Origin of the sequence: Pseudoalteromonas sp. S2893, from assembly GCF_005887105.1 — a bacterium.
In the GTDB taxonomy this organism is placed as follows: domain Bacteria; phylum Pseudomonadota; class Gammaproteobacteria; order Enterobacterales; family Alteromonadaceae; genus Pseudoalteromonas; species Pseudoalteromonas atlantica.
In genome coordinates, this window is sequence record NZ_PNCY01000016.1 from 12,871 (window position 1) to 32,046 (window position 19,176).

15 protein-coding genes are annotated in these 19,176 nt (G+C 41.3%); 10 read left to right on the forward strand and 5 right to left on the reverse strand.

Annotated elements, in window-relative coordinates; all coding sequences use genetic code 11:
• The 5 genes from ilvA (at position 1) to CWC04_RS10135 (ending at position 5,303) form a co-directional block, all read left to right on the forward strand.
• Entirely contained in the window at positions 1-1,554 is a 1,554-nt protein-coding gene (gene ilvA / locus CWC04_RS10115; protein ID WP_138685335.1) for a threonine ammonia-lyase, biosynthetic, read from the forward strand.
• A 144-nt stretch (positions 1,555-1,698) separates the two neighbouring features.
• On the forward strand, positions 1,699-2,685 hold the full coding sequence (locus tag CWC04_RS10120; protein WP_138685336.1) for an ABC transporter substrate-binding protein: 987 nt from the start codon (positions 1,699-1,701) through the stop codon (positions 2,683-2,685).
• A gap of 62 nt (positions 2,686-2,747) precedes the next feature.
• Positions 2,748-3,923, forward strand: a complete 1,176-nt coding sequence (locus CWC04_RS10125; protein ID WP_138685337.1) for a methyltransferase — start codon at positions 2,748-2,750, stop codon at positions 3,921-3,923.
• A gap of 64 nt (positions 3,924-3,987) precedes the next feature.
• Positions 3,988-4,647, forward strand: a complete 660-nt coding sequence (gene can, locus CWC04_RS10130; protein ID WP_024032154.1) for a carbonate dehydratase — start codon at positions 3,988-3,990, stop codon at positions 4,645-4,647.
• Between the two features lie 8 nt (positions 4,648-4,655).
• Entirely contained in the window at positions 4,656-5,303 is a 648-nt protein-coding gene (locus CWC04_RS10135; protein ID WP_054982950.1) for an NAD(P)H-binding protein, read from the forward strand.
• A gap of 81 nt (positions 5,304-5,384) precedes the next feature.
• Here the strand turns inward: CWC04_RS10135 and ubiK are convergent, their stop codons facing one another.
• Positions 5,385-5,648: a ubiquinone biosynthesis accessory factor UbiK gene (ubiK, locus tag CWC04_RS10140; RefSeq protein ID WP_004589302.1), complete on the reverse strand. Its 264-nt coding sequence runs from the start codon at positions 5,646-5,648 to the stop codon at positions 5,385-5,387.
• Positions 5,649-5,809: 161 nt separating this feature from the next.
• Between ubiK and rep the strand changes: the two genes are divergently transcribed.
• Positions 5,810-7,828, forward strand: coding sequence for a DNA helicase Rep (rep, locus tag CWC04_RS10145; protein WP_004589303.1), 2,019 nt, complete (start codon positions 5,810-5,812; stop codon positions 7,826-7,828).
• Here rep and CWC04_RS10150 read toward each other — a convergent pair.
• From CWC04_RS10150 to elbB, 3 genes are all read right to left on the reverse strand, one after another.
• Positions 7,821-10,394 carry a sensor domain-containing diguanylate cyclase gene (locus tag CWC04_RS10150; RefSeq protein ID WP_138685338.1) on the reverse strand — a complete coding sequence of 858 codons (2,574 nt, stop codon included), beginning with the start codon at positions 10,392-10,394 and terminating at the stop codon, positions 7,821-7,823. The two genes, rep and CWC04_RS10150, sit on opposite strands and share 8 nt — an antisense overlap.
• A gap of 182 nt (positions 10,395-10,576) precedes the next feature.
• Positions 10,577-10,972: a c-type cytochrome gene (locus CWC04_RS10155; RefSeq protein WP_126005616.1), complete on the reverse strand. Its 396-nt coding sequence runs from the start codon at positions 10,970-10,972 to the stop codon at positions 10,577-10,579.
• A 203-nt stretch (positions 10,973-11,175) separates the two neighbouring features.
• On the reverse strand, positions 11,176-11,823 hold the full coding sequence (gene elbB / locus CWC04_RS10160; RefSeq protein ID WP_138685339.1) for an isoprenoid biosynthesis glyoxalase ElbB: 648 nt from the start codon (positions 11,821-11,823) through the stop codon (positions 11,176-11,178).
• Positions 11,824-12,347: 524 nt separating this feature from the next.
• Between elbB and polA the strand changes: the two genes are divergently transcribed.
• The 3 genes from polA (at position 12,348) to CWC04_RS10175 (ending at position 16,889) form a co-directional block, all read left to right on the forward strand.
• Complete coding sequence (gene polA, locus CWC04_RS10165; RefSeq protein ID WP_138685340.1) at positions 12,348-15,077, forward strand: DNA polymerase I; 2,730 nt, start codon at positions 12,348-12,350, stop codon at positions 15,075-15,077.
• 709 nt (positions 15,078-15,786) lie between these two features.
• Complete coding sequence (locus CWC04_RS10170; protein ID WP_138685341.1) at positions 15,787-16,374, forward strand: YceI family protein; 588 nt, start codon at positions 15,787-15,789, stop codon at positions 16,372-16,374.
• The gene (locus tag CWC04_RS10175; RefSeq protein WP_024032162.1) at positions 16,371-16,889 is read left to right on the forward strand and encodes a DUF1285 domain-containing protein; all 519 of its coding nucleotides are present in this window, start codon (positions 16,371-16,373) and stop codon (positions 16,887-16,889) included. The genes CWC04_RS10170 and CWC04_RS10175 overlap by 4 nt, the downstream gene beginning before the upstream one ends.
• Positions 16,890-16,898: 9 nt before the next feature.
• Here the strand turns inward: CWC04_RS10175 and yihA are convergent, their stop codons facing one another.
• Positions 16,899-17,558: a ribosome biogenesis GTP-binding protein YihA/YsxC gene (gene yihA, locus CWC04_RS10180; RefSeq protein ID WP_004589310.1), complete on the reverse strand. Its 660-nt coding sequence runs from the start codon at positions 17,556-17,558 to the stop codon at positions 16,899-16,901.
• 280 nt (positions 17,559-17,838) lie between these two features.
• Between yihA and CWC04_RS10185 the strand changes: the two genes are divergently transcribed.
• Positions 17,839-18,471, forward strand: a complete 633-nt coding sequence (locus CWC04_RS10185) for a c-type cytochrome (protein ID WP_004589311.1) — start codon at positions 17,839-17,841, stop codon at positions 18,469-18,471.
• Positions 18,472-19,176 lie beyond the last annotated feature (705 nt).

The window sequence follows — 19,176 nt, forward strand, 5'->3', positions numbered from 1 at the left end:
ATGGTTTCTCAAGAGCTCGATTATTTTCGCGCTATTATTCAGGCCAATATGGAACCGCTAGCTAAAGTGACTGAGGTCAGCGAAATGCGCGACCTCAGTGATAAATTAGGCAACCATGTTTGGTTAAAGCGTGAAGATCAACAGCCCGTGTATTCGTTTAAGTTACGCGGTGCTTATAATAAATTAAACAAGCTACCAAAAGGGTCTGTTGTTATTACGGCATCTGCGGGTAACCATGCACAAGGTGTGGCGCTTAGTGCTTCACACCTTGGCCATAAAGCCACTATTGTTATGCCAGTTACCACGCCTGAAATAAAAGTAAGTGCGGTACGTGCGCTGGGCGGTGAAGTGGTTTTACATGGCCATCATTTTGATGCTGCAAAAGCACATGCACTTGAACTAACAGAGCAACGCAATGGCGTATTTGTACCGCCTTTTGATGACCCTGACGTAATAGTGGGGCAAGGCACAGTGGCTCGCGAGCTTATGCAGCAACTCAACGAGCTTGATGCGGTATTTATCCCTGTTGGCGGTGGTGGTTTACTTGCTGGTATGGCGGTTTATATCAAATCATTACGCCCCGATATAAAAGTCATTGGCGTAGAAGCTGACGAAAGTGCATGTTTACATGCTGCGCTTAAAGCGGGCGAGCCTGTTGAACTTGACCGTGTTGGCAGTTTTGCCGATGGCGTAGCGGTTAAAATTATTGGCAGTGAAACATTTCGCTTAGCGCAAAAATTTTGCGATGAAGTTGTAACTGTCAGTGGCGATGAAATTTGTGCCGCCATGCAAGATATTTTTGTCTCTACTCGCGCAATTTCAGAGCCCTCAGGTGCACTTGCAACCGCAGGGCTTAAAAAGTGGAGCCAGCAATCGGGCTTAAAAGGGCTGCATTTAGCAGCGGTGCTTTCGGGTGCTAACTTAAACTTTGATCGCTTACGTTATGTGGCTGAGCGTACTGCGCTAGGTGAAAAAAACGAAGCGCTACTTGCGGTGACCATTAAAGAAGAAAAAGGCAGCTTTAAGCAGTTTTGCACCTCTTTAGGTGGCCGGGCTATTACTGAGTTTAACTACCGTTATGCAGGCCCAGGTGAAGCGCAAATATTTGTAGGTATTGCCCTGCGCCAGGGTGAGCAAGAACTCAACGAGCTAAAACAAGACCTAACTAACAACGACTACCAATTTTGCGATTTATCAGATAACGAACTCGCTAAATTACACGTACGTTATATGGTAGGGGGTAAAGCACCGGAGCAGTTACACGAAAGGTTATTACGGTTTGAATTTCCGGAATACCCAGGAGCCCTTGCGCGCTTTTTAGATACCTTAGGTAGCAATTGGAATATTACTTTATTTCATTATCGCAATCATGGGGGGTCTATCGGAAATGTACTGGCGGGCTTTGCTATTGAGCCAAGCCAATTTGATATGTTTAACGAGCACTTAAATCGCTTAGGTTACAGTGTACAAGATGAAACACATAACCCGTGTTTTACGCAGTTTTTAACCTCTCAGCCACAAAGCCCAAACGTTGACAATTTAGCCTCAGCTTAGGGTTTTTATAAGCAAGTATGCACGTTTGCATGCTTGCTTTATCGTGTGTTTTAAATATAGTTACAGCTAATGACTACTATTTGGAACACCCAGTTGCTTATTAAAGGATTAATATTTGTAATTTTGCTTTTTTGCAGCCAACTAATGGCTCAAGAATCAGTCACCTTACAACTAAAATGGACCCACCAGTTTCAGTTCGCCGGCTATTATATGGCTCAGCAAAAAGGCTACTACAAAGACGCCGGACTTGATGTAACCATACGCGAAGCCAATCCTAAAATGCCTGACACTTTCACGCCTGTAGCAAGTGGAGAAGCCCAATTTGGCGTAGCGCATTCGGGTATTTTACAACAAAGAGTAAACGGCCAACCGTTTGTAGCAATGGCGGCTATTTTACAGTTTTCTCCTTACTGTTGGATGGTAAAAGACAGCTCTGATATTTTTCACCCCCGCGATTTTACCGCTAAACGTATTACCGAAGTGAGTAAAAAAGACAGTACCGAGCTGCTAGTTATGCTTAAACGCAGCGGTATTGATATTGCTACTTTAGAGGTATACGAAGGCGATGAGCCTGCGCTACAAGCGTGGCAAGAAAACAAACTTGATGCAATGCAAGTGTATGTCACCACTCAGCCTTACTTTATGACTCAGCAAGGGGTATCGCACCGCCTTATATGCCCACAGCGCTATGGTATGGATGTGTATGGTGATGTGTTATTTACCAGCGAATCAATGCTTAAAAAGCACCCGCAAACGGTCGAAAAGTTTTACCAAGCGAGCTTAAAAGGTTGGCGCTATGCGATGATGAATATGGATGAAGCCATTGCAATTGCTCAGCAAGTGTATGCGCCAAACAAAAGTTTTCATCAGCTAGCTTATGAAGCCGAAGTATTGAAAGACTACATAATGCCGCCTACGACCCATTTAGGGAATATGTCGATGGCCAAGTGGCGCTTAATTGCAGATTATTATGGCATTAAGCAAACGCAATTTGACGAGCACAAAGCTGGGTTTGTTTATAAATACCAAGAGCCAGAGCGATTACAACTGTCGTGGATGCTAATAGCCGCCTTTATTGTGAGTATTATTTCGATCCCTCTTTATTTGCGTTTAATACTTGGAAAAAAATAACCGCTTAATGCTGCTCTGCGCAACTGGTATAATTAAACGTCTTTTTACTATTTTAAGTTGTTATGAACCTAGCTGAGCAGTTTGCAGCACTCGATGCAGTGCTAATGAATACCCGCGAATATTGGCAATGTACAGCATTTGATTTTGATGAATTACCGTGGCCTGAGCTACAAGCGGCGTTAAATAACTTATCAGATGAAGATGTCGCAAGGCTTGATAACGATCAGCAACAGCTTTATCAATTTTTTAGCCCGTTTATTGCTGGGGTAGAGCAGCTACCTGAGCTGTGCAATTTACCAAAAAGCCAGCAGCAACGCGGTGAATACCCGTTTTGGATAAGTAACGGTATTAAAGGGCGTAAGTTTGAGCAGCTGCAAGACTTTGTTTCAGCATTAACAAGTAGCACGCAGCCTGTACTTGAATGGTGCGCAGGTAAAGGGCATTTAGGCCGAATGCTTGCTTATAACGGCGCGCAAAGCGTGCACAGTGTTGAGCTACAAGGGCACCTTTGCGAGCAAGGAGAGCACAGTGCACGCAAGCAAGGTTTAGCGATGAAATTTAGCCAAGCTAATGTACTTGAAGATGAAACACGCCATTTTTTTAATACCGACACACATGCGGTGGCACTGCATGCATGTGGCGCACTGCACCAAACATTTATGCAACACGCCAGCGCCGCTAGGGTAAAACGTATTAGTTTTTCGCCGTGCTGTTATCACTTATTTACCGATAGTCGTTATCAGGCAATGAGTGAGCTTGCCCTTGCTAGTAAGCTTAATTTAACGCACCGCGATTTAAAATTGGCGCTGCAAGAAACAGTTACAGCTCCTTCACGTGTAGCTAAAATACGAAAAACTGAGGTGGAATGGCGCTTAGGGTTTGACGCACTTCGAAAGTCACTCACTCATGAACAATATTACGTGAGTGTGCCTTCCGTTAACAAAGCCGTGTTTTCTGATACGTTTACACAGTTTTGTGCTTGGGCGGGGGATAAAAAGTCTATAAGTATCCCTCAAGATACTGATTACGATAAGTTTTTATTAATTGGTAAGGCGCGTAAAAAAGTAACAGAGCGAATCGAACTGGTTCGACATGTGTTTAGAAGAGCAATAGAAGTTTGGCTTGTGCTCGATCGTGCTTTATATTTGCAACAGCAAGGTTATCACGTTTCAGTTACCACCTTTTGTGAGAAACAATTAACTCCTCGCAATATTTTAATTCTTGCAAACACCAACTAAAAAGACGCTCATTATTTGTCTTTTCTGGGGTGTAATTTCTATCCCGTCCTAAATAAGAGATGCAATGAGAAAGCTAAAAAATTTATTCGAAAACAACAAACGTTGGGCTGCACGTACAACCGAAGCCAACCCTGAGTTTTTTAAAATATTATCAATGCAACAAAACCCAGAGTACTTGTGGATTGGCTGCTCAGACTCCCGTGTTCCTGCCAACCAAATTGTAGATTTACTGCCGGGAGAATTATTTGTACACCGTAATGTAGCTAATGTGGTGGTACATACTGACCATAACTGTTTATCGGTAATGCAATACGCGGTAGAGGTGCTTAAAGTAAAACATATTATGGTGGTTGGCCACTACGGCTGTGGCGGTGTACAAGCGGTATTAAATAACGCCAAATTTGGTTTTATCGATAACTGGTTACGCCATGTTGGCGACGTAAAAGAAAAACACTTAGAGCAGCTTAATGCAATGGATGAGCAACAGCGTTTAAGTCGCTTAATTGAGCTAAACGTTATTGAGCAAGTACGCAATGTGTGCAGAACAAACATAGTTCAAGATGCATGGGATAAAGGCCAAGAGCTCACAATTCATGGTTGGGTATATGGATTAGAGAACGGCCACTTGCACGACTTATCATCGGTTGTAACCTGCGCTGATGAAGAAGGCGATGTGTATAAAAAAGCCGTTGCACATGTACTCGCTAAAGCCGGTTGCGAGTAATTTAAACAATGACTAAAACGGCGATAATCATAGGGGCAACAGGGGTTGTGGGGAGTGAGCTATTAACGCTTTTACTGCAAAGCCCTGCGTTTGGCCATGTGATTGCTATAACTCGCCGTAAGCTGGACGTTGAACATACTAAGCTCACTAATCAGGTTATTGATTTTGATTGTTTAACCAACTACTGCGCGTTATTTAAAGGGGATGTGTTTTTTTCGTGTTTGGGCACTACTAAAAAGCAGGCTGGCTCAACCGCGGCGCAGCGTAAAGTTGATTTTGATTATCAGTTTATTGCGGCGCAAATGGCGGCTAACAATGCAGTGAGCCATTATTGCTTGGTGTCATCAAGCGGCGCTAATGCGCACAGCATCAGCCCTTACTTAAAAATGAAAGGCGAGCTTGAGCAGCACATAAAAACGCTGGGCTTTGCAAAAGTAAGTATATTCCAGCCGTCTTTATTAATGGGTGAGCGAAACGATACACGAATAGCTGAGCAAATAGGCGCATTTGTGTTACCTGTTATTACTCAACTTCCTTTTTTAAAACGTTATAAACCCATTACGGGTAAGCAAGTGGCGCTAAAAATGTGCGCTGTAAGTTTAGCGCAGCAACAATCACTGCAATACTATGTATTAGAGGCACTTTTTGATACATAGTGGGCTTTTAGTTAAAACTAAAAGCAAAAAAAGCAGCCTTAGCTGCTTTTTTTGTGGCTGAGTATACAGATGTAGTACGTGCTACTCGGCGTTATTTTTAGCATTTAGTTGTTGCTCTAGTAACACAACTTTTGCTTCAAGCTCAGTGAGTTTTTCACGAGTACGAATAAGTACTTGGCTTTGCACATCAAATTCTTCGCGGCTAACAAAGTCCATTTCAGCCAGCTTATTTTGTAAAACTTGTTTGGTTTTACCTTCCAGTGTATCTGCTAGGTTTTTTACACCTTGCGGCATGTTGTTGGTGATTTGCTTAGCAATTTCTTCAAGTTTTGCTGGATTGATCATAATCGTCCCTTGCTGTTGCCCTAAAATGATAATGACTAATATTACCTTATACCTAAGGTATTTAATACATGATCACCACAATGGAATTAATTAATCTAATGGCTATGCCTGTATCTGTGGTTACGGTAAAATTAGCTGCCTTTTAAAACTCCATGGTCGTTATGAAACTCAATCCAAAACAAGATGAAGCAGTAAAATATATTAGTGGTCCGTGTTTAGTACTCGCGGGTGCAGGCTCAGGTAAAACGCGCGTAATCACTAACAAAATTGCTTATTTGGTGCAAAAGTGCGAGTACAAAGCACGTAATATTGCTGCGGTAACGTTTACGAATAAAGCGGCCAAAGAGATGCGCGAGCGTGTATTACAAACGCTTAATAAGCAAGAAGCGAAAGGGCTGTGGGTATCAACCTTTCATACCCTAGGGCTTGAAATAATTAAAAAAGAGCTCAAAACGCTTGGCTTTAAAGAAGGTTTTTCGCTGTTTGATGACCAAGATACTAACCAGCTGTTAGGTGATTTAACCGAAGACGAACTTAAAAAAGACAAAGACCTTCTTAATCTATTAAAAATGCAAATAGGCAGCTGGAAAAACGAATTAATTTTACCAGAGCAAGCTATACGCGAAGCACGTGATGCGCAAAAGGCGTTATTTGCGCAGCTTTACGCGCGTTATCAAAATCAGCTGCGAGCATATAACGCACTGGATTTTGACGATTTAATAATGATCCCCACCTTATTACTGAGTAGTAATGCCACCTCACGAGAGCGTTGGCAGCAACGATTTAGGTATTTGCTGGTGGATGAATATCAAGATACCAATACCAGCCAGTACCAGCTTGTTAAGTTATTAGTAGGCGAGCGAGCGCGTTTTACTGTGGTAGGGGATGATGACCAATCTATTTATTCATGGCGCGGAGCCCGCCCCCAAAACTTGGTACTTTTAAGTAAAGATTACCCCGGCCTTAGGCTCATAAAGCTTGAGCAAAACTACCGTAGTGCCCAGCGCATTCTAAAAGCTGCAAATATTTTAATTGCCAATAACCCGCACGATATCGAAAAAAAGCTATTTAGTGAGCTTGGTTACGGTGAGCCGATTAAAGTGATTGGCTGTAGAGATGAAGAGCATGAGTGCGAGCGAGTTGTTGCTGAAATAATTTCTCATAAATTTATGAAGCGCACCAGCTATAAAGATTACGCTATTTTGTATCGTGGTAATCACCAGGCACGCGGTTTTGAAAAATCATTAATGAGTAACCGCATTCCCTATAAAATTAGTGGCGGAATGTCGTTTTTTTCGCGTTCAGAAATTAAAGATATTATGGCGTATTTACGCTTGTTGGTTAACCAAGACGACGATAACGCTTTTTTACGCATTGTTAATACGCCGCGCCGTGAAATAGGCACCGTTACACTTGAAAAGCTAGGCACACTTGCAAACGAAAAGCACCAAAGCTTATTTGCCACCTGTTTTGATAACGACCTAGGCTATCGTCTTAAAGGGCGTGGCTTAAATGCGCTTTCGGGGTTTGCACGTTGGGTTGTTGAGCTTTCAGATAATGCAGTGCGTAGCGATACACTCGAAGCGGTAAAAGACTTGGTACGTAATATTAACTACGAAGCGTATTTATATGAGTCATCGCCAAGTGCCAAAGCGGCAGAAATGCGCATGAAAAACGTCTCTGAGCTGTATCGTTGGATCACCGATATGCTCACCGGAGATGCCGATAACGAACCGATGACCTTACCTGAAGTGGTCAGCAAATTAACGCTTCGCGATATGCTAGAGCGTAACGAGGAAGAAGATGAGTCTGATGCGGTACAGTTACTTACTTTGCATGCATCTAAAGGCTTAGAATACCCGTACGTATTTATGGTTGGTATGGAAGAGGGGTTATTGCCACACCAGGTAAGTATTGACGAAGAAAACGTAGATGAAGAGCGCCGTTTAGCATATGTAGGGATCACACGGGCCCAGCAAGAGCTGACACTAACGTATGCAAAAATACGTCGTCAGTTTGGCGAAACCTCACAGACAGAGCTAAGTCGCTTTGTGCAAGAGTTACCGCAAGATGACCTAGCGTTTGAAAACAAAAAAGCCCCAAGCTCGCAAGCTGAGCGCATGGAAAAAGGCCAAGCACGGGTCGCTAACTTAAGGGCGATGCTGAAAAAACCTAGTTAATAGACTGTGCGGCGTTGTTATTAGCCGCTACTGGCTCCGATAAGCCTTGCTGCTTTGCAACAAATAAGTTTAGTCCGTATTTATCTAGCAAGGCTCTAAAGTTGAGTATAGAAGGGCCTTTGGCAATAACTTTTATGCCTTTTAGCTGAGTGATTGCCAGTACACCTTGTAATTGCAAGTTAAAGCTTTCTTGTTGCAGTACACGTTTACTAAAGGTTGAGCTAAGTAGTACGTAATCGAAGGTAATGTCGGTCAGTGCATTTAGCTCACAGCGGTCTTTTGCAAAGTTATTTAAGCCAATGCTGTAGCCAAGCTGCGAGAGTTTTTTAAGGTTTTCTAGTTGTGTTGCACAGGCGTAACGTATTTCTTGGTCGTCAAACAATAAACACAGTTGGCTTTGCCCTTGCAGCTTACTTAATACCTCAGTAAATAAATTGAATTCAAGCGCTTCTAAAAGTAGCCCTGAGCATGGCAATAATACCATGGCTACATTTGCCGCTAAGGCATGGGCATAGGCGTGTTGTAATAGTTCTAATTCAACTTGTAGGTGCTGCTCTTTATCGGTTGCAAACTTTTTCAGCACTTCAAAACTGGTATAGCCTAATACAGGGTGTTCACCAAAGGCTTCAAACAGTGATTCTGATTGCTGTTGTTCATCAAGGTTTATAATATCTGCACTTCTAAAACTCATCGGGAGTGAATCAAGATGGTGCTGTGCTGGAGATTCTGCACTTGTTAGTGTTTGCGTTAATAACGGGTGGAACAGCTCATAGCGGTCGCGCCCCGCATTTTTAGCATAATACATAGCAGCATCGGCATCGCGAATAATTTCATCGGTATGCTGATAACTTGAATTTGAGTACGTTATACCAATACTTGCACCACTTTGAATGCAGGTACCTTTACTGCAAAATGGCTTTTTCATTATATTAATAATGCGATCAGCTACATCTTCTGCTTGTTGTAGCTCTGTTAAGTGGGTAAGCAAAATTACAAATTCATCACCACCAAGGCGAGCGAGTAAATCGTGTTCGCGAATACAATGCGAAAATAAATCAGCCACACTTATTAAAAATTGATCGCCGGCATGGTGACCTAGTTGATCGTTTATATCTTTAAACTTATCTAAATCAATAAATAAAACAGCAAAGTGATGTTCAGGAAAACGATGGTAATGCTGCAGTGTTTTTTCTAGCTGGGTTAAAAACAAGCTGCGATTAGGGAGGCCCGTTAGTGAGTCGTGATGCGCATCATGATAAAGCTGTTGCTCTACTTTTTTACGCTCATCAATTTGCATTTGTAAATGTAGGTTAGCTTGTTGCAGCGCCTTTGTTTTTTCGTTAACTCGATACTCTAACTCTTGGTGGCTAGATTTAAGTGCTTGAGTGGCTAACTTTGTTTGTAAAACCGTGGCAATTTGGTGTGATACAAATGTAATAAGCTCGCAGTCGTCTTTGCTAAAAATATGATTGTTATTATACGCTTGGCATGCAATTAAGCCGATAACTCCTTGCGATGTTTTAAGCGGTGCACCTAGCCAGCTGGTGGCCATTTGCTCCTCTGGTACTGGCTTATTTCGTTGTACATCACCACTTTCTAATAGCTCTTTGGCTCTACTGGGGTGAATAAGTTGGGTCTGCTCGCTGCTAATAACCAGTTCGCTATAACCTTTTGCAAACGGCCTTGGCTCGGTGTTGTCTTTAAATTCATCCACACAGTACGGGAAGCTAATCCAACCAGTCTCTTTGTTATAAAGTGCAATGTATAAGTTTTCTGCGTATGTAATGGTTTTTATTATTTGATGAATTTTTACATAGGCATCATCTAAGTTTTGCGCTTGTGTTGCCAACTCCGATATTTTAAACAAAATTTGTTGGCGTTGCAGTGCGCGTTTTCGTTGTTCAATTTCTAGGTTTAGCGCATCATTACTTTGCGTGAGCGCGCGGGTACGAATTTTTACTTCAGATTCGAGCAGCTCTCTTTTTTTAACTCGCTCTATGGCCGTGGCTAAGTATAAAGACATTACTTCGAGTAAATGCACTTGCTGGCTGCTGTAATCTTGGTGTTTATCGTAACTTTGCGCAGCAAGTACGCCAATAATGTTTTGCTCTTGATAAATAGGGACACCAACCCAGTACTCAGCAGGTGAGCCTAGTGCTTTAAATAAGCCGTTTTGTGCAGCGCTTTGCATCTCTTGTTTGGTAAAGCAGGTGGTTTTGCCAAGCTTATAAACGTAGCCTGTAGCGCCTTCTTCAAAACTATTATCTTGATTGAGGGCGACTGATATACCATCTTTTTCATCACAAAAATAAGAAAGTTCCAGGGCATGAGTATATTGATTAGCAAGCACCACGTAAAAGCTTTTACTAGGTAGGTATGCTTGTAAAATGTCATGGATAGCGGGGTAAAGTAAGGTTAATTCGGCAACAGAGCTTGCTTGCTCTGATAGCTGGATCAGGGCATTTTGTAAGTGGTGAGATTGCTTATACTTTTCTAATAGCGCTTTAAGACGTTTATTTTGGTGCGCTAGTTTACTCGGTGCCGCGGGCTTATCTTCCGATGACATGAATCATATTATTTTATTATTGTATGTTTATTAAACGTATAATTTCACTTTTAGTTGCGATCGTCAAGTAACTAATGCCCTAAAACAGCAACTAAAAAGATTATTTTAGGAATAAAAAAAGGCCTATTATAAAAATAGGCCTTTTTAAATTAATCACCCTAGTTATCAGGGGTTTAATTAAATTATTTAGATGTCATGAAATCAATAGCTGCGCTAATCTCATCATCAGAACAATCCATACATGTTCCTTTTGGCGGCATCGCATTAAAACCGTTGATAGCGTGATCAAGCAGTACATCTTTACCTTTAGCGATACGCGGTGCCCAGTCATCAGCTGATTTAGGTGCACCTAGTGCGCCAGTACCGTGACAGGCAAAACATGCGCCTTGGTACACTTGCTCACCAGAGCGAGGGCCAGTAGGAGCTGCGGCTGCAGCAGCTTTCTCGCCTTCAAGATAAACAGCGCCAACTGGTGCTAAACGTTTTTTAATCGCATCTTCAGTCATAGAGTTATCATATGGCTGTGCGTATGCGGTGGTTGCTAGCATTAATAATGCTGCAGCTGATAGTTTTTTCATTTTGCCTTGCTCACTTCGATTTGAACGTGATCAATCACGATTATAGATGACGGAAATTAAACCGATTATACCTTTGTGTAACAATTTATAAAACGCCCACTGGTGTTTTTATCGATAAAACTGGCTAATTTTTGCGTTAACGCAATAAAATTGCATGTTTCAGTTAACAAACATTTATAATCGGTGGCTTAGTAAATCACTATTTAAGCTAATGCTAGTACGCTTTTAACCAATTTTTCGATCCCCGCATCGGCATCTAAAATAGACTGCGCCAGCATATAAGCAGGGGTGGTAACGAGTTTATTGTCCTCATCAATCACAATATCATCAACCGCACAGGCTGTGTGAGTAGAGCCTAGCTGGGTTAAAGCGCTAGCGGTCTGTTCATCATTACCTATGGTTAAAGTAGCATTGGGATATATAAACGGAATTAAAGCCGGCGCAATACACATGTAGCCAGCGGCTTTTTGTGCATTAGCAAATTGTTTACAGGCCTCTAATACTAGGTCGTTTATCTGCGCATCAGCGCCTTTAACGGCAAAATCACATAAGTTTTTAGCGGCGCCAAATCCCCCTGGTACTATTAACGCATCAAATTCAGATGCCTTTAATTCGCTTAATGATTTTATATCACCACGGGAAATGCGTGCTGCCTCAGTGAGTACATTACGGTTGCTTGGCATTTCTTCACCGGTAAGGTGATTAATAGTGTGAAGTTGTTCTATATCAGGAGCAAAACATTGATATGCAGCACCGTTTTTAGCTATGTGCAGCAGTGTTAATACTGCTTCGTTTATTTCACTGCCATCGTACACACCACAGCCGGCTAATATTACAGCTATCTTTTTCATGCTTTTGTGCTCCTTAAGTATTTTAAATAAGTCGTTTGGATGAAGTTTAACACGGGCCAAAACACACACTAAAATAATTTTTTAGTTTAAAAAGTATTCGCAGTGCAAGTTGTATTGCGGTTTATGCCATTTTTGCCAGTGCGCTCATAAAAAAAATTATAAAGGATCGCTATGATCTTTGATCCATTATGCTAGAATACTCCTCCGGTTATTTAAATGGATACAAATAACTAAAGTGACTAACAGCGGATGTATCAGTTAGAAAACCTTTTTCCACATTGGTTTTAAAATAATAAAAAAAGAACCTCGTATTATCTTTTTTAAACAAAACAAGCAGTTATTTATTTTTCTAAGCATTTTATTATGCATTGGAGGAATAGCTCGTGGCTGTTATCTACAAAGTTATCCACAGGTTGCTCCGCAATAATTATGGCTACTAAGCGTAATTCACTGTCGTTTTATTCACAACCTTATGGCATGCTTGTAATAATATTACTTTTTTGTATTTAGGATCCAAATTCACCATGGCTCAGATCCCCGAAAACCCGCTAATTTTAGTTGATGGCTCTTCATATTTATTTCGTGCTTATCATTCTCCACCGCATTTAACCAACTCTAAAGGTGAAGCAACTGGTGCTATTTATGGCGTGGTAAACATGCTTAAAAGTTTGATCAAACAATATGATCCGAGCCATATGGTGGTGGTGTTTGATGCCAAAGGCAAAACGTTCAGAAACGACATGTATAGCGAGTATAAAGCTAACCGTCCGCCTATGCCTGACGATTTACGAACGCAAATAGCGCCACTGCACAGTATTATTAAAGCGATGGGCTTTCCGCTAATTAGTATTGAAGGGGTTGAAGCCGATGATGTTATTGGTACGTTTTCGCGAATAGCAACTGAGCAAAAGCGCCATGTATTGGTTTCTACTGGCGATAAAGACATGGCTCAGCTAGTTAACGAGCATGTTACGCTAATAAATACCATGACCGACAGCATTTCAGATCCTCAAACCGTTGTTGAAAAATTTGGCGTGGGTCCTGAGCTAATCATCGACTATTTAGCGCTAATGGGTGATAAGGTTGACAACATCCCAGGTGTTGAAGGCTGTGGACCTAAAACAGCTGTTAAATGGCTACAAAAATATGGATCGCTTCAAGGTGTAATTGATAATGCTGGCGATATTAAAGGCAAGATTGGTGAGAAGCTTGCAAATGCCCTTGATCATTTACCACTTAGTTATGAGCTTGCCACCATTAAATGTGATGTTGAGGTAGAGTCAGACCTAGATACCTTTAAAGTACAAGAGCCAAATAAAGATGAGCTTATTGCACTGTATGGTGAGTGTGAGTTCCGTCGTTGGTTAGCTGAGCTGCTTGATAACCCAAAAGATGCAGAAAAAGCGCTCCCTACTGAGGCAAATGAACTGCCAAAAGTTGAAGATGCACATTACGAAACTATCTTAACCGAATCACAATTTGATACGCTTATTGAGCAGCTAAATAGCGCTGAGTTATTTGCCTTTGATACCGAAACAACCAGCCTTGATTACATGCAAGCGCAGTTAGTAGGTATGAGCTTTGCTGTAAAAGCAGGCGAAGCTGCTTACTTACCAATTGCACACGACTACCCGGGTGCGCCAGAGCAATTAAGCCTTGAATATGTAATGCAAAAGCTTGGACCAATCCTCGCCGATGCTAACAAAGCTAAAGTAGGGCAAAACCTAAAATACGACAAGAGCGTACTGGCTAATGCAGGCTATGAGCTCAATGGCATTAAGTTTGATACTATGCTTGAGTCGTACGTATTTAACAGCGTGGGCACTCGCCATGACATGGATTCATTAGCGCTTAAATACTTAGGCCATAAAAACATTAGCTTTGAAGATATAGCCGGCAAAGGGAAAAAGCAGCTTACCTTTAATCAAATTGAGCTTGAGCAAGCTGCGCCTTATGCAGCAGAAGATGCCGATATTACACTGCGTTTACACCAAGTACTTTGGCCAAAATTAGAAGCTGATGAGAAGTTAAAGTCAGTATTTGAAACAATAGAAATGCCATTAGTGAATGTTATCTCTGATATTGAACGCACCGGCGTAGCAATTGATAGCAACATGCTGGCGGCGCACAGCCAGCGTTTAGGCGAGCGTTTACTTGAACTTGAAAAAGAAGCGTTTGAGATAGCTGGCGAACCATTTAACCTAAGCTCGCCAAAGCAGCTGCAAGTACTTTTATTTGAAAAACTTGAGCTGCCAGTCATTAAAAAAACACCTAAAGGTGCACCTTCAACGGCTGAAGAAGTGCTACAAGAACTTGCCCATGACTACCCACTACCTAAGGTGATTATTGAGCACCGTGGTTTATCTAAGCTTAAATCAACCTACACCGATAAATTACCACTGATGGTTAATGAGAAAACACAGCGCGTGCATACTTCTTATCATCAAGCTGTCACGGCCACAGGGCGTTTGAGTTCTACCGATCCTAACTTACAAAATATCCCTATTCGTTCTGAAGAAGGACGCCGTATACGTGAGGCATTTGTAGCGGCACAAGGCTATAAAATTGTGGCTGCCGATTACAGTCAAATTGAGCTGCGTATTATGGCGCATTTATCGCAAGACAAAGGGCTACTAAATGCCTTTGCTAATGGGTTAGATGTACACAGTGCAACCGCTGCTGAGGTATTTGGGGTTGAGCTAGAGGAAGTAACCACAGATATGCGTCGTAAAGCTAAAGCAGTAAACTTTGGGTTAATTTACGGCATGTCAGCCTTTGGTTTAGCGCGTCAGCTTGATGTGCCACGCCACGAAGCGCAGCACTACATAGATAAATACTTTGAGCGTTTCCCTGGGGTACTTGAGTACATGGAAACAACCCGCGAAAAAGCGGCCGAGAACGGGTACGTAGAAACTATTTTTGGGCGTCGTTTACACTTACCAGAAATTAATGCACGTAATGGAGCGCGCCGCAAAGGCGCCGAACGCGCAGCAATCAATGCACCAATGCAAGGTACAGCCGCTGATATTATTAAAAAAGCAATGCTGAGCGTGCATAGCTGGGTTAATCAACAAGCTCCCAATACCATTAAGTTACTTATGCAAGTACACGATGAATTGGTGTTTGAGATTAAAACCGATTGTGCGCAAGCATACACAAAGCAGATTTGTGAGCTAATGTCGCAAGCGGCTAGCTTAGATGTCCCCTTAATTGTAGAAGCTGACCAAGGTGAAAACTGGGAACAAGCCCACTAACCTAAAACATGCTTATATTTTAAAGCGCCGCAAGGCGCTTTTTTATTACCTCTAAATAACTCACTCAATTAAGCGAATCGATATAAGTATTTCTACGCGTAAACAAAGTTTAGTTAAAAGTAGGTTAATTTAAGCAACTATTTGTATTAAATAGTTATATGTTCGTCAATTCGAACTATTTTGGCGGAATATCATTGTATTTTTATGTGCGCTTTTGCTAAAGTGCGCGCGTCCTCATCCTGTAGGACATCCTGTTGATGATGCATCTGAAAAGGTGCAACAAATTGATAGCTTCTCCCCAGTTTGCTATATCGGCCTGCTTGTTTTAAGCAGGCTGCTTTTTCTTCCTCATTAGATTGCCCTTTAAAGCTAAATAGCACCTCAAAGCGCTTTTTTACTATTCACACTTTATGCTCATTTATACTTATTATTTTTTGTGCCATACCTTGCGCGCCCTCAAACGGGTATATGTATAAAGCAGTTATAATGCAAACGTAGGCAAGTAAAGCTATCTCACGCAATTATTAGCGTGGATGTTGCGCTATGCCCCAAAAAAGCATCAGTTATAGGCTGCTATATTGTTATTAATTTTTTAATAACAGTACGGGCTAAGAAATTTAGCGCCGTCTTTAATTTGAGGTGGTTTGCCCCTATCTCAGGTGATAGTATCGAAAGCGCTATTATTCTCATTTTATTTTAGGAGTGCGTTATGTTTAAAACGTTAGCCATTATCGGTTTATCGTTATCAAGTGTTACTTTGTCTAATGCCGCTCATGCAGATTGGCAGCTAGTCAATGACAAGAGCCAATTAAGTTTTGTTTCTATCAAAAAAGACTCGATTGCTGAGTCACATCATTTTACTAACCTAGAAGGAACACTTTCAGACAGTGGTGCTTTTAGTGTAAATATAGACTTAACCTCTGCAGAAACACTGATCCCTATTCGCAATGAACGTTTAACTCAATTCGTATTTGAAGCGGCTAAGTTTCCTCATGCAGTTTTAACCGCGGATTTAAAAAAGCAATTAAGTAATATTAAAAAACCGGGCCAGCATGTATTAAAAGAGGTTGATGCGCAGCTTGATTTTCATGGTAATAAAAAGCCATTAAAAATAAATGTACTTGTTAGCAGTGCCGAAAATGGCGATATAAGCGTGTCGTCGTTTACGCCTGTGATTGTAAATAGCCAAGACTTTGGTGTGACCGAAGGCGTTAAAAAGCTACAGCAATTAGCTGGTTTACCTGCCGTTGCTACAGCCGTACCAGTTACTTTTGCGCTAACACTTAAAAAACAGTGATCTCGTTAACGGCGCTTAGTAAGCAATTAAGCGAGCCTAGTAAACCGTTTGATAGTTGGCAGCCTACCCAGTGTGGTGAGCTGCCGATTATGATTAACGAGCATGGGCAGTGGTTTTACGATGGCAGCGAAATTACTCGCCCCGCGATGGTAAAACTGTTTGCCAGTGTTTTATGCAAAGAAGGTGAGCAGTTTTATTTAAAAACACCCATCGAAAAAATAGCGATAGAGGTGCAAGATGCGCCTTTCGTTATCGTAAGCTGGCATATTGAAAGCACAGCGCAAGGGCAGGTTATGTGTTGTGTAGATAATTTAGCACGGCAATGGTTAATCAGTGCTGAGCAGCCTCTTTATATAAAAAACTATAAAAATGCAGCGGTGCCATATTTGCAATTACCTTATGGGTGTAGCGCGCGGGTATCACGAAGTGTGTTTTATCAGTGGGCTGAAATAGCCGACGCAGATGAGCGCGGCTATTTTATCAAATCAGCAGGGGGAAAGTTTTATCTTTCGTAGGTGCTTATTTTAAGCGTCTGAGCTGTCTTCATCACTCTGCGGTGGTGCAACAGCCACAATTGGCCCTAAATACCACTCATCTAGCTTTTTAGCGACTTCCGGTAAACCAGTTCCCTTAAGTGATGAAAAAGCGTGTACAGTGATATCACCGTCTAGTTCACTTAATTCACGGCGTACTTGCAGTACTTGTGCTTTACGTGCACCTTGCTTGAGCTTATCGGCTTTAGTTAAAAGCGCCAATACCGGGATTTCGCTGCCAATAGCCCAGTTAATTAAATCTTTGTCTAAATCTTTTAATGGGTGGCGAATATCCATTAATATAACAATACCTTTTAAACTTTGACGTTTTTGTAGGTACTCACCCAGTGACTTTTGCCACTTCTTTTTCATTTCAATAGGTACTTTAGCAAAACCATAACCGGGTAAGTCGATTAAGCGCATGTCGTCTACTTCACCTAACTCGAAGGTGTTGATTAACTGCGTACGACCTGGCGTTTTACTGGTACGAGCAAGTTTTTGATCTGTCAGTGCATTAAGAGCACTTGACTTACCTGCATTAGAGCGACCTGCAAACGCGACTTCAATTCCCGTATCAGCAGGTAATTTAGTGATGTCTGGCGCGCTTGTTACAAAAGACGCAGTATTATATTTGATACGAGATTTGAGCACAGGCTCTCCTAAAAACGTAAAAGTTAATCTTATTGAGCTAAATTCACTCAGGGCGCGTATTTTATACTATAAAGGATGTATTAAAAAGCGTATTTAAACACCTAAAAACTCTATAAATGGCACTATTAAAGCTGCTTAAAGGTTAATCTAGGTCAAAACCCTATAAATTATAAGCTTAATATGAGTAGAAAACGTGCCAGAGAATTTTTTATCGTGTAGAATACATGAATTACAACATCCATATTGTAGATGATACAGGGTCGGAAACAGAGAATTCACCATGAAAAAAATAGCACTATCTTTAACAATATTGCTTGGTGCGTTGTCAGCAAGCAACGCAACAGCATTTGATGGCGATGTAAACGCAGGTAAAGAAAAATCAGCAACGTGTGCGGCTTGTCACGGCCCAGACGGTAATGCACCGGTTAATATTTACCCTAAACTTGCAGGCCAGCACCCAGATTACATCCTTAAACAACTTAAGGATTTAAAATTAGGTATGACTTCAGGCGGTAAAGAAGGCCGTATGGATCCTGTAATGAGCGCGATGGCTATGCCACTTAGCGAACAAGACATGAAAGACCTATCTGCTTATTTTTCTTCATTGAACATGACTGAAGGCGCCACCCCTAAAGACGTGGTTGAAGTTGGTCAAATGCTTTACAAAGCAGGCGATGCTGAACGTGGTATTCCGGCTTGTGCGGCGTGTCATGGTCCGCGAGGCAATGGTTCGTCTCTTGCTAAGTTTCCTAAAATTTCTTTTCAGCACCCAGAGTACATTAAAGCTCAGCTAGAGAAGTTTCGTGATGGAACCCGTAAAAACGACCATAACGGTATGATGCAAGATATAGCGAAAAAGCTAACTGATAAAGATATTGAAGTACTATCTCAATACTTAGGTGGCTTACACTAAAGTCGTATTTATCTAGTATTAGCTAGTGTAATATGATTAAAAAGCAGCTTACGCTGCTTTTTTTGTGTCCACATTTTAACGATATCACCCTTTAGTTTGTGAGACATTTGCCATGCTGTTTTGTAAGAAATGGCTTATTTTAAAAAAACTTTTACAGTTAAATGCATGTTTATTATAAGTTTTATGTTTTTTATATGTGCTCTATGTAAGAAAAATTATATAAACCAGTTGTAACAAAAATATTAACGGGTAAATTAACCACTGTCGCAAAACAACAATAACAACATGGATTATGCTAAAGGAAAATGGCGCGACACGACTGAATAGCACATTGAAGGTGCTACAAAAGGAAATAACAAGAAAGCGTCAGGATGACCGTAAATAATAAAATCTCAAGGAAGTTTAATAATAAAAACAAAATGGAATGTAACAAGGAAGGTTAAAATAATAACAATACGGACTGATAATAATAAAAATAATAAAGACTAAAAAAAGTCGAAGGGAGAAGTGTCCAGATAATGGCGCTCAGATTAGTAGGCGGTAGAGATGTTTTCTCTACCGCCTTTTTATTTGTCCTGTTACAATACCCACCGTTTAGCAATAAGCTAATGCGCTAATTCAACGAGCAACCCAAGCTTTAATGCGCAAATCGAATTCTTCTGGCTAGGCCAGCACTGCGATGCTCATGTTATGTGCCTCGCTCAA